General features: G+C 65.7%; 13 protein-coding genes. 8 read left to right on the top strand and 5 right to left on the bottom strand.

All coding sequences use genetic code 11. The features are described from left to right. Nucleotide 1: 1 nt before the first annotated feature. Nucleotides 2-409 carry a MarR family transcriptional regulator gene (locus AWB92_RS03660; RefSeq protein WP_085184118.1) on the bottom strand — a complete coding sequence of 136 codons (408 nt, stop codon included), beginning with the start codon at nt 407-409 and terminating at the stop codon, nt 2-4. A 93-nt stretch (nt 410-502) separates the two neighbouring features. Between AWB92_RS03660 and AWB92_RS03655 the strand changes: the two genes are divergently transcribed. Next, nucleotides 503-1,588 carry an aldo/keto reductase gene (locus AWB92_RS03655; protein ID WP_085184117.1) on the top strand — a complete coding sequence of 362 codons (1,086 nt, stop codon included), beginning with the start codon at nt 503-505 and terminating at the stop codon, nt 1,586-1,588. A gap of 24 nt (nt 1,589-1,612) precedes the next feature. On the opposite strand, the gene AWB92_RS03650 is transcribed toward AWB92_RS03655, so the two are convergent. The 4 genes from AWB92_RS03650 to AWB92_RS03635 form a co-directional block, all read right to left on the bottom strand. Then, the gene (locus AWB92_RS03650) at nt 1,613-2,050 is read right to left on the bottom strand and encodes a carboxymuconolactone decarboxylase family protein (RefSeq protein ID WP_068187384.1); all 438 of its coding nucleotides are present in this window, start codon (nt 2,048-2,050) and stop codon (nt 1,613-1,615) included. 11 nt (nt 2,051-2,061) lie between these two features. Next, a complete protein-coding gene (locus AWB92_RS03645) occupies nt 2,062-2,916 on the bottom strand; it encodes an NAD(P)-dependent oxidoreductase (RefSeq protein WP_085184116.1) in 855 nt (284 codons plus the stop codon). 75 nt (nt 2,917-2,991) lie between these two features. Then, nucleotides 2,992-3,741, bottom strand: a complete 750-nt coding sequence (locus tag AWB92_RS03640; RefSeq protein ID WP_085184115.1) for an SDR family oxidoreductase — start codon at nt 3,739-3,741, stop codon at nt 2,992-2,994. 9 nt (nt 3,742-3,750) lie between these two features. Continuing rightward, nucleotides 3,751-5,220, bottom strand: a complete 1,470-nt coding sequence (locus AWB92_RS03635) for an aldehyde dehydrogenase (RefSeq protein ID WP_085184114.1) — start codon at nt 5,218-5,220, stop codon at nt 3,751-3,753. A 184-nt stretch (nt 5,221-5,404) separates the two neighbouring features. Here AWB92_RS03635 and AWB92_RS03630 point away from each other — a divergent pair, with 184 nt between their 5' ends. The 7 genes from AWB92_RS03630 (at nt 5,405) to AWB92_RS03600 (ending at nt 11,469) form a co-directional block, all read left to right on the top strand. Beyond that, the gene (locus tag AWB92_RS03630) at nt 5,405-6,025 is read left to right on the top strand and encodes a TetR/AcrR family transcriptional regulator (protein ID WP_085184113.1); all 621 of its coding nucleotides are present in this window, start codon (nt 5,405-5,407) and stop codon (nt 6,023-6,025) included. Further along, nucleotides 6,022-7,233 carry a cytochrome P450 gene (locus tag AWB92_RS03625; RefSeq protein ID WP_085184112.1) on the top strand — a complete coding sequence of 404 codons (1,212 nt, stop codon included), beginning with the start codon at nt 6,022-6,024 and terminating at the stop codon, nt 7,231-7,233. The genes AWB92_RS03630 and AWB92_RS03625 overlap by 4 nt, the downstream gene beginning before the upstream one ends. Then, nucleotides 7,234-8,058, top strand: a complete 825-nt coding sequence (locus AWB92_RS03620; protein WP_068107853.1) for an SDR family oxidoreductase — start codon at nt 7,234-7,236, stop codon at nt 8,056-8,058. Beyond that, on the top strand, nt 8,055-9,410 hold the full coding sequence (locus tag AWB92_RS03615; protein ID WP_085184111.1) for a cytochrome P450: 1,356 nt from the start codon (nt 8,055-8,057) through the stop codon (nt 9,408-9,410). Before AWB92_RS03620 ends, AWB92_RS03615 begins: the two co-directional genes overlap by 4 nt. Nucleotides 9,411-9,422: 12 nt before the next feature. Beyond that, on the top strand, nt 9,423-9,632 hold the full coding sequence (locus AWB92_RS03610) for a ferredoxin (RefSeq protein ID WP_068107848.1): 210 nt from the start codon (nt 9,423-9,425) through the stop codon (nt 9,630-9,632). Between the two features lie 2 nt (nt 9,633-9,634). After that, nucleotides 9,635-10,189 (top strand): hypothetical protein, encoded by a 555-nt coding sequence (locus AWB92_RS03605; protein WP_068187368.1) that lies wholly within the window; start codon nt 9,635-9,637, stop codon nt 10,187-10,189. Nucleotides 10,190-10,341: 152 nt separating this feature from the next. Continuing rightward, nucleotides 10,342-11,469 carry an NDMA-dependent alcohol dehydrogenase gene (locus tag AWB92_RS03600; protein ID WP_085184110.1) on the top strand — a complete coding sequence of 376 codons (1,128 nt, stop codon included), beginning with the start codon at nt 10,342-10,344 and terminating at the stop codon, nt 11,467-11,469. The last annotated feature ends 7 nt before the right edge of the window (nt 11,470-11,476 follow it).

Below are 11,476 nucleotides of genomic sequence, written 5' to 3'. Positions count from 1 at the left end.
TTCAAACGATTCGCTCCAGCAGGCCTTTGAACTCCTTTTGCTGCGCGGCCGTGAGACGACTGAGGCGCTTGTCGAACTCCGCCGAGAGCAGCCCCAGCCCGTCGGCGGCGACCTTGCGGCCGGCGGGGGTGAGCAGCAGTCGGTGGCGACGCAGATCGGCGGGGTCGATCTCCCGGTGGACGAATCCCGCGGCCTCGAGCCGTTTTAGGTAGACCGTCACCGTCGCCTTGGGCATGCACAGCGTCGCCGCGAGTTCGGCCGGATAGGGATGCTCGTCGATCTCGGCGAGCACAAACAGCTCCTTGGACTCGAGCCCGAGCGCGCAAATGTCGGCCTCGGCGCCCGAGATGACCGAAACCAGCAGCCGGTAATTCAACGACCAGATCTTGGCCGCGTCGCCCGATGACATCGACTTGCCAGATCGTTCAGGTATAAACTAGTTTAGAACGGAACAAGCTCATAACCGAACAATCTACCAGAAAGCGATCCTATGTCTGCGGAAATGCGACTGGACCAATACGTGACACTCGGACGCTCCGGCTTGCGCGTCAGCCCGTTGTGCCTGGGCGCCATGACATTCGGCGAAGACCTCGGCTGGGGCACCAGTGTGGAAGAGTCCCAACAAATCATCGATCGCTACACCGAAGTCGGCGGGAACTTCATCGACACCGCCAACTTCTACACCAGGAGCCACTCGGAGAAGATCATCGGCGACCACGTCGGGCGCAACGCCGCCCGCCGCGATCGCTTGGTGATCGCCACCAAGTTCAGCGGCAACCTGTATCCCGGCGATCCCAACGGTGGCGGCTCCGGCCGCAAATCACTGATCAGCGCGTGCGAAAACTCGCTGCGGCGCCTGCAGACCGACTACATCGACCTGTACTGGCTGCACATCTGGGACGCGAATACCCCCATCGAGGAGACAATGGCGGCGCTCGACGACCTCGTCCGGTCGGGCAAGGTGCGCTACATCGGCGTTTCCGACACCCCGGCGTGGAAGATCGCCCAAGCCAACCTCATCGCGGGCTTCCGGGGCTGGTCGGCGTTCGTCGGCCTGCAGGTCGAGTACTCGCTGCTGGAACGTTCCATCGAACAGGAACTGGTGCCGATGGCGTCCGAATTCGGCCTGGGCATCACACCTTGGTCCCCGCTCAAAAGCGGCGTGCTCAGCGGCAAGTACACCCGCCGAAACGCCGGACAGCACAATCCCGGTCGCGGCGCGCTGGTGGACGCCTTCCTCAACGAGCAGACCTACGCGGTGGTCGACGAACTCGAGATCATCGCCAAGGCGCACGAGACGAACGTCGCCAGCGTGGCGCTGGCCTGGGTACGCGCACAACCTGGCGTCTCGTCCGTCATCATCGGAGCTCGCCGGCTTTCACAGCTCGACGACAACCTCCGCGCCGTCGACGTCGCGCTCGGCGCCGACGAACTCGCCCGGCTCGACGTGCTCACCAAACCGACGTTCGGATTTCCCAACAACATGCTGGAAATGGCGCCGGGCATCATCAACGGCGGAACGACGGTCAACGACGTGTCCGGGCCGATATCGGAATATGTGATGCCGCAGGGCGTCCAGCCGTACTGAGGTCCGTCAGCACCGCGAGCGAAGCTAGTCGGAAGCGTTGCCCGAGTGCATCTTCAGCGCGGCGTCAACGTTGGCCTTCTTGTCCTCGCCGGCACCCTTAGCGGCGGCCTTCTTGCGCTTGGCCACGACGGCGTCGACCGCGCCGTTGAGCGCCGAGCCGAGCGGGAACCCGAGGTAGTGGGTCAGGAAGACGGCCATCTCTTTCAGTTCGGTCTCGCTGAGTTCCCCGTTGAGCAGCGCGGCGTTGATCTGGATCTCGGCGAGGTCGCGATTTCCGACAGCGGTCACCGCGGTCAGGGTCATGATGCGCTTGTCGCGCATTGACAGCCCGGGGCGGGTCCAGATGCTGCCGAACAGGTGGTCGACGGTCAGGTCGAAGTAGGGGTCGCCCTCGATGTTGGGCATCTCCCAGCCGTAGACCTCGTTCATCTTCTCGAGGCCCTTGCGACGCAGCTCGTCCATGAGCCCTCCAATCAGTCCGACGCGGTGTGCGGCAGCCCCAGGCCGGCCGCCAGGTTTTCAAATGCCAGCTGCGCCAGCGGCAGGTCGACCGACAACGCCTCACCCAAACCTAGCGCCAGGCTCAGGTCCTTCTCCCCGAGCCCACGCGTGTGCAGGAACGGCTGGTACAGGAAGTTTTCCTGCTCTAGGTCTTTCATGTTCTCGCGCACCATGATCGCCCCCGGCCCACTGGTGAGCGCATCGGTGTGGCGGACCACCCGGCCCAGCGCCTGCAGATCCAGCCCCGCCGCCTCGGCCAGTTTCATGGCCTCGCACGCCGCGACGTACGAGGTGAACGTCAACATGTTGCGCGCCAACTTCATTCGGGTTCCCGCGCCGGGCTCACCGGCATGGACGACCATCGCGGCCCAGTGCTTGAACGCCGGCTTGATCCGTTCGTATACCTCACGATCGGCCCCCACCATGGTGGCGAGCTCGCCCTTCGCGGCGGCGGCCGCGCCACCGCTGACGGGCGCATCGACGACGTGAATGTCGCGCGGTTTCAGTTCGCGGGCCAATTCGACGGCGGTGGTGTCGCTGATGGTCGAGTGGATCGCGATGACGGTGCCGGGCTTGGCGTGTGCCGCGAGCTCGCCGACGACCTCGCGCACCTGCGCATCGTCCAGGACGGTGACATGGATGATGTCGGCCGCGGCCACGTCGGCGACGCTGTCGGCAAGGGTGGCGCCCTTCTCGGCCAGCGGCGTCATGGCCTCGGTCCGGATGTCGTAGACCGTCACCCCGCCGGGCCATTCCGTCATCTTGGTGGCCATCGGCGCGCCCATGTTGCCAAGGCCGATGTAGCCCAGGCGCAAGTGCTCAGTCATTTGCGCCGCTCCTCTCCCCCGCAAGCGGGAGGTGCCCCCACATCGCTTTTTCGCTCTGCATCGTCGCCGGCGCGGTCATGACCGAATTATCTGCCCGCCGTCGACATTGAAAACCTGCCCGGTGATCCACGACGCCTCGTCGGACAGCAGGAACAGGCACATCCCGACGACGTCGTCGGGAGTTCCCATCCGCGACAGCGGCAGCCCCTTGACGATGTCGGCGACCATCTCTTGCGGCGTGGTGGTCCGGTTGGCCTCGGTGTCGATGGGCCCGGGCGCGATCGCGTTGATCCGGATGTTCTGCCCGCCCAGTTCGCGCGAGAGCTGCTGGGTCAGGCCGTTGATGCCGACCTTGGCCAGTGCGTAAAAGTTGGCGTAAAGCCATGCCGCAGTGGAAGACTGGTTGACAATCGCCCCGCCACCACGCTTGGCCATCTTCGTGTACACGGCGCGGGTGCACCACAGGGCGCCGTCGAGGTTCACGCTCATGAACTTCTTGTAGTACTCGGGGTCGACGGTGAGCAGGAAGTCCAGCTTCATGCCGCCGAATATCGCGGCGTTGTTCACCAGGTAGTCGATGCCGCCGAACTCGGCCAGCGTGCGGTCGGCCATCTCCTTGGCCGACAACGGATCCGACACGTCGACGGGTAGGGCCAGCGCCGTACCGCCCTCGCCCTTGATCCCGTCGGCCACCTTCTCAGCACCTTGCACATTGATGTCGGCGACGACGACGCCCGCGCCCTCGCGGGCCAGCGCCTCGGCATAGGCCTGGCCGATGCCACCGCCCGATCCGGTGACGATGGCAACCTTGTTCTCGAACCGCATGCCGCTCCTCTAGCTAACCGCTGTCGCAATGGTTTTGATTTCCAGGTATTCCTCGAACCCGGCCAGGCCCATCTCGCGGCCGTTGCCGGACTGCTTGTACCCGCCGAACGGCGCGTCGGCCGAGTACCAGACGCCGCCGTTGACGTTGATGGTGCCCGCCCGGATCCGCGCGGCAACCCCCGCGGCCCGCTCGGGGTCGGCGCCAAAGACGGTGCCCGACAGGCCGTATGGCGAGTCGTTGGCGATGCGCACGGCGTCGTCGTCGCCGTCGTAGGGGATGACGGTGAGCACCGGCCCGAAGATCTCCTCCCTGGCGACGCGGGCGTCGTTGCCGAGGCCGGCGATCACGGTGGGCTCGATGAAGAAGCCGACGTCGCGGTCCGCCGGGCGGCCGCCGCCGCACGCGAACGTCCCGCCCTCGGCGACGGCCGAGTCCAGGTAGCCCTGCACCCGATCACGCTGTCGCGCCGAAATCAACGGACCGCAAATGGTTCCCGCGTCGTTGGGGTCTCCGGCCTTGATCCCGCCCACCGTGGCGGCCGCGATGGAGACGGCCTCGTCGTAGCGGGCCCGCGGAACCAGCAGCCGGGTGGTGATCGCGCACCCCTGCCCGGCATGCATGCACACGGAGAACCCCGCGACACCCACGGCACCGCCGAGGTCGGCGTCGTCGAGCACGATGAACGCCGACTTGCCGCCCAGCTCCAGGAAGACCTTCTTGATGGTGGCAGCGCCGTCGGCCATCACGCTGCGCCCGGTGGCCGTCGACCCAGTGAACGAAACCATGTCCACCCGTGGGTCTTTGGCCAGCAGCGCTCCGACGGCGTGATCGCTGGAGGTCACGATGTTGACCACGCCGGGCGGGAAGTCGGTGTGTTCGGCGATGAGCTCGCCCAATACCGCCGCGCACCAGGGCGTGTCGGGCGCGGGCTTCAGGACGACGGTGTTGCCCGCGGCCAGCGCGGGACCCAGCTTGGCGAGGTTGATCTGGTGTGGGAAGTTCCACGGCGTGATGGCGCCGACGACCCCGACGGCCTCGCGCGCGATCGTGCGCCGGGTGGGGATTCCCATCGGCGACGCCTCACCGAGATCCTGATTCCACACGTAGGACTCGGCCGTGTCGGCCGCGAACGCCAGGTCGTTGACCGGGACCTCGAGCTGGGCGATGGCGGTGAGCATCCGCGGCGCGCCGACCTCGGCGATGGTGATGTCGCGCAGCTCCTCGAGGTGGGCTTGCATCGCGTCGCGCAGCTGGCGCACGCACCGCACCCGCAACTCGGTGTTGCGCGACCAGTCCGTGTCGTCGAAGGCCCGCCGCGCCGCATCGATGGCGCGCCCCATGTCGTCGGCGTCGGCGTCGGCGGCGACCCCCAGCACTTCCTCGGTTGCCGGGTTGATCGTCGGGAACGTGCCCGCGTTGCCCGGTGCCAGTTTGCCGTCGATGAACAATGCGCTCGCGCCGTCGGCCAATAACGCCATATCTCCCGCTCCCGAATAGTCATGGCAGGTGGACAGTTGTCCGATCGAACCCTAGCCGCCGGGCGGTCCGAGGTGCAAGGGCCGATGTCTTCGGTGGCCGCCGGCAAGCGTGATATACCGCGTTAAGCTGGGTGTTCACAACTCGTGCTTGCTTCCTGTCGCCGACTTCCGATAGCGTGGACACGTGTCCAGCGATGCCCTGGTTACCGTCGTATCCCAGGCCGACCAGCAGACCGGAGAGCCTGTGCGCAACCGCCGCCAGGAAGAGACGTTCCGTAAGGTGCTCACCGCCGGCATCGAAACCCTGCGCGAGAAGTCCTACGCCGACCTGACCGTCCGCGCGGTGGCCGCCCGGGCCAAGGTCGCCCCGGCCACCGCCTACACCTACTTCTCGTCGAAGAACCACCTGATCGCCGAGGTCTACCTCGACCTGGTGCGGCGGGTCCCGTACTTCACCGACGTGAACGAAACCATGCAGACCCGGGTGGACAAGGCGTTGCGCCAACTCGCCCTCGTGGTGGCCGACGAACCGGAGGTCGCCGCGGCGTGCACTACGGCACTGCTGTCGGGCGGCGCCGATCCGGCGGTGCGAACGGTGCGCGATCGCATCGGCGCCGAAATCCACCGGCGCATCACCTCGGCGATCGGCCCCGACGCCGACCCGCTGACGGTGTCCGCGCTCGAGATGACGTTTTTCGGCGCGCTGGTCAACGCCGCCAGCGGCGCCTACACCTACCACCAAATCGCCGACCGTCTCGGCTATGTCGTCGGCCTCATCCTGCCCCGCCCCGGAGAAGAGCAATGACCGTACAGACCGAGAAGCCGGTCTTGGATCCCTACGACTACGACTTCCACGAAGATCCGTACCCGTATTACAAGCGACTGCGCGACGAGGCCCCGCTGTATCGCAACGAGGAGCTGAAGTTCTGGGCGTTGTCGCGGCATCAAGACGTGCTGCAGGGGTTCCGCAACAGCACAACGCTTTCCAACAAATACGGTGTCTCGTTGGATCCGGCGTCGCGCGGCCCGCACGCCAGCAAGACCATGTCGTTTCTGGCGATGGACGATCCCGCTCACCTGCGTCTTCGGACACTGGTCTCAAAAGGCTTCACCCCGCGCCTGATTCGCGAACTCGAGCCCCGCGTCACCGAGATCGCGACGCGGCACCTGGACACCATGCTGGAAAAGTCCAGGGACGGCGCGGTCGACTACATCGACGAGTTCGCCGGGAAGCTGCCGATGGACGTCATCTCCGAGCTGATGGGTGTTCCCGAGCCGGATCGAGCACAGGTCCGGGCGTGGGCCGACGGCGTGATGCACCGCGACGAGGGCGTTACGGACGTGCCGCCGGAGGCCGTCGAGGCCTCCATCAACCTCATCGTCTACTACCAGGGAATGGTGGCAGAGAGGCGCGAAAAGCTGACCGATGATCTGACTTCGGCGCTGCTGGAGGCCGAGATCGACGGCGACCGCCTCACCGACGACGAGATCCTCGGCTTCATGTTCCTCATGGTGATCGCCGGCAACGAGACGACCACCAAACTCCTTGCCAACGCCGCCTTTTGGGGCCACAAGAACCCCGACCAGCTGGGGCCGGTCTACGCCGATCTGTCCCGGGTTCCGCTGTGGGTGGAGGAGACGCTGCGCTATGACACCTCCAGCCAGATCCTGGCCCGCACCGTGTCGGGAGAGCTCACCCTCTACGACACCACGATCCCGGAGGGCGACGTCCTGCTGCTGCTGCCCGGTTCCGGGCATCGTGACGAGCGGGTCTTCGACAAGCCCGACGACTTCCTGATCGGTCGCGAAATCGGGCCCAAGCTACTTAGTTTCGGTAGCGGCGCGCACTTTTGCCTGGGCGCCCACCTCGCCCGGATGGAGGCCAGGGTGGCGCTGACCGAGTTGTTAAAGCGGATCCGCGGATATGAGGTAGACGAGGCCAACGCCGTCCGCGTCCACTCCAGCAACGTCCGCGGATTCGCTCACCTACCGATCACCGTGGAGGTCCGCTAAATGCCCCGCTTTGACCCGTTGCCCGAACGCCGGCCCACGATCGTTGCCGGCGCATCCTCCGGGATCGGGGAGGCCACCGCCATCGAACTCGCGGCGCACGGCTTCCCCGTCGCCCTGGGGGCGCGCCGGGTGGAAAAGCTCAACGACATCGTCGGAAAGATCAACGCCGAGGGCGGCGAGGCGGTCGGATTCCACCTCGACGTCACCGACCCTAATTCGGTGAAATCCTTTGTCGCGCAGTCGGTCGACGCGCTCGGTGACATCGAGGTGCTGGTGACCGGCGCGGGTGACACCTACTTCGGCAAGCTCGCCGAGATCACCACCGACGAGTTCGAATCACAGCTGCAGATCCACCTCGTCGGCGCCAACCGGTTGGCCGCCGCGGTCCTGCCGGGCATGCTCGAACGTCAGCGCGGCGACCTCATCTTCGTCGGCTCCGACGTAGCCCTGCGCCAGCGGCCGCACATGGGCGCCTACGGCGCGGCCAAGGCCGCGCTCCTCGCGATGGTCACCAACTTCCAGATGGAGCTCGAGGGCACCGGTGTGCGGGCCTCGATCGTGCACCCCGGCCCGACGAAGACGGCGATGGGATGGAGCCTGCCGGCCGAAAAGATCGGCCCCGCCCTGGAAGATTGGGCCAAGTGGGGCCAGGCCCGCCACGACTACTTCCTGCGCGCGGCGGACCTGGCGCGGGCCATCACGTTCGTCGCCGAGACGCCGCGCGGTGGCTTCATCGCGAACATGGAGCTCCAGCCCGAAGCCCCGTTGGCCGACAACAAACATCGCCAGAAACTCGCACTCGGCGAAGAGGGGATGCCGTCATGACAACCACCGCAACCGTGCCCCGGGTTTCCGGCGGCGAAGAAGAGCACGGTCATCTGGAGGAATTCCGCACCGACCCAATCGGTTTGATGCAACGTGTGCGTGACGAGTGCGGAGACGTCGGCTGGTTCCAGTTGGCCGGCAAGCATGTCATCTTGCTGTCCGGTGCCAATGCCAACGAGTTCTTCTTCCGCTCCGCCGACGAGGACCTGGACCAGGCCGAGGCCTATCCGTTCATGACGCCGATCTTCGGCAAGGGTGTGGTGTTCGACGCCAGCCCCGAGCGGCGCAAGGAGATGCTGCACAACTCGGCGCTGCGCGGTGAGCAGATGAAGGGCCACGCCGCCACCATCGAGGGCGAAGTCAAGAAGATGATCGCGAACTGGGGCGACGAGGGCGAGATCGAGCTGCTCGACTTCTTCGCCGAGCTGACCATCTACACCTCGACGGCCTGCCTGATCGGGCTGAAGTTCCGCGAGCAGCTCGACCACCGGTTCGCGGAGTACTACCACATGCTGGAGCGCGGCACCGACCCGCTGTGCTACGTCGACCCCTACCTGCCGATCGAGAGTTTCAAGCTCCGCGACGAGGCACGCGTGAAACTCGTTGCGCTGGTGCAGGAAATCATGGATCAGCGAATCGCGAACCCGCCCAAGGACAAGGCCGACCGCGACATGCTCGACGTGCTGGTCTCGATCAAGGACGAGGAGGGCAACCTGCGCTTCTCGGCCGACGAGGTCACCGGGATGTTCATCTCGCTGATGTTCGCCGGGCACCACACCAGCTCGGGAACCTCCGCATGGACCCTGATAGAGCTGATCCGCCATCCCGAGGTGTACGCCGAGGTGCTGGCCGAGCTCGACGAGCTGTACGCCGATGGTCAGGAGGTGAGTTTCCATGCGCTGCGCTCGATTCCGAAGCTGGATAACGTGGTGAAGGAAACCCTGCGATTGCACCCGCCGCTGATCATCCTGATGCGGGTCGCCAAGGGCGAGTTCGAGGTCGAAGGCTTCCCGATTCACGACGGTGACTACGTCGCGGCCTCCCCGGCGATCTCGAATCGGATTCCCGAGGACTTTCCCGAGCCGGACGCCTTCAAGCCCGACCGCTACAACAAGCCCGAGCAGGCCGACATCGTCAACCGCTGGACCTGGATTCCGTTCGGCGCAGGCCGGCACCGCTGCGTCGGCGCCGCGTTCGCCCAGATGCAGATCAAGGCGATCTTCTCGGTCCTGTTGCGCGAGTACGAGTTCGAGATGGCGCAGCCCGCCGACAGCTACCACAACGACCACTCCAAGATGGTCGTCCAGCTCGCCCGGCCGGCCAAGGCCCGCTACCGCAATCGCAGCGCGTAAGGAGTCAGTCCCATGGGCGGATTCAGGATCGAAGCGGATCTGGATTTGTGTCAGGGCCACGCCATGTGTGAATTGGAGGCGCCGGACTACTTCCGGGTACCCAAGCGGGGCAAGGTCGAGATCCTCGACCCCGAACCGCCCGAAGACGCCCGCGACGAAGTCGAGCGCGCGGTCGCTATGTGCCCAACCCAAGCACTATTCATCAAAGAGAAAGAAGACTGACAATGACGTCGGAGCCGTCACACTCACGCGCGGAACTCGAGGCATGGGTCGACCGCTGGCTGCAGGCCAACCGGGACTGCGAAAAAGCCGGTGACTGGAAGCCGCTGGCGGACTTCTACGCCAAGGACGCCACCTACGGGTGGAACATCGGTCCCAAGGAGGACGTGATGTGCGTGGGCGTCGACGAGATCCGCGACATCGCGCTCGGCCTGGAGATGGAAGGCCTGGAGAATTGGGTCTACGAGTACCAGAAGGTGCTCATCGACGAAAAGCAGGGCGAGATCGTCGGCTTCTGGAAGCAGATCGTCAACAAGGCCGACGGCACCCAGGATGAGATCTACGGCATCGGCGGCAGCTGGTTCCGCCTGAACGGAGACCAGCTCATCGAGTGGCAGCGCGATTTCTTCGACTTCGGTCACGTCGCGAAGATGTTCGCAACCCTGATCGAGTCCGGCGACCTGTCCGCGGGCATGCAGAAGCGCATCGAGCGCAGCCTGGCCGGCGAGAAACTTCCCGGCTACTACCCGCTCGGCCAGGCTCCGGTACCCATTTGGTGATCTCCCCACCGGTTGGTGGTCCCCCCCTGTCGACAGCCCGGTGATGAAGGTCATAATGGTCTGCGAATGAGAACACGTTCTAAATTGCCGTCCGGCACCGGCCGGCCCCTTTCGCCGACACTCGGGTCAGGGCATGCTGATGGAGGTCCTTCATGAAAACAAAAGGCGCGCTGATCTGGGAATTCAACCAGCCGTGGTCCGTCGAGGAAATCGAGATCGGTGACCCGCAGGCGCATGAGGTCGAGATCCAGATGGAAGCGGCCGGGATGTGCCATTCGGATCACCATCTAGTTACCGGCGGCATCCCGATGGCGGGGTTCCCGGTGCTGGGCGGACATGAGGGCGCGGGCATCGTCACCGAGGTGGGGCCCGGCGTGGAGGACATCGCCCCGGGCGACCACGTGGTGCTGTCGTTCATCCCGTCCTGTGGGTCCTGCCCGACGTGTCAGGCCGGCATGCGCAACCTGTGTGACCTTGGGGCCGGGCTGCTCGGCGGCGCCGCGGTATCCGACGGCACCTTCCGCATCCAGGCCCGCGGCCAGAACGTCTTTCCCATGACGCTGCTGGGCACCTTCTCGCCGTACATGGTCGTGCACCGCAGCTCGGTGGTGAAGATCGACCCGTCGGTCCCGTTTGAGGTGGCCGCCCTGGTCGGCTGCGGCGTCACCACCGGCTACGGTTCGGCGGTCCGCACCGCCGACATCCGGCCGGGCCAGGACGTCGCCATCGTCGGCGTCGGCGGCGTGGGCATGGCGGCGCTGCAGGGCGCCGTCAACGCGGGCGCACGCTACATCTTCGCGATCGACCCGGTGGAGTGGAAGCGCGACCAGGCCCTGAAGTTCGGCGCCACACACGTCTACCCCGACATCAACGCCGCGCTGGCGGGCATGGCCGAGGTGACCTATGGCCTGATGGCCCACAAGGTGGTCGTGACGGTCGGCGAGCTGCACGGCGCCGACGTCGACGCCTACCTGAACATCACCCAAAAGGGCGGCACCTGCGTGCTGACCGCGATCGGCAGCCTGCTGGACACCAACGTGACCCTGAACCTGGCGATGCTCACCCTGATGCAGAAGAACCTGCAGGGCACCATCTTCGGCGGCGGCAACCCGCAGTACGACATCCCGCAGCTGCTGTCGATGTACAAGGCCGGCAAGCTCAACCTGGACGACATGATCACCCGCCAGTACAAGCTCGAGCAGATCAACGACGGCTACCAGGACATGCTGGACGGCAAGAACATTCGCGGCGTCATCCGGTACACCGACGCCGACCGGTAATCCGACC

Origin of the sequence: Mycobacterium sp. IEC1808 (assembly GCF_002101935.1) — a bacterium.
GTDB lineage: Bacteria > Actinomycetota > Actinomycetes > Mycobacteriales > Mycobacteriaceae > Mycobacterium.
Note: the sequence above shows the minus strand (reverse complement) of the source record. Positions and strands in the feature narration are given on the sequence as shown.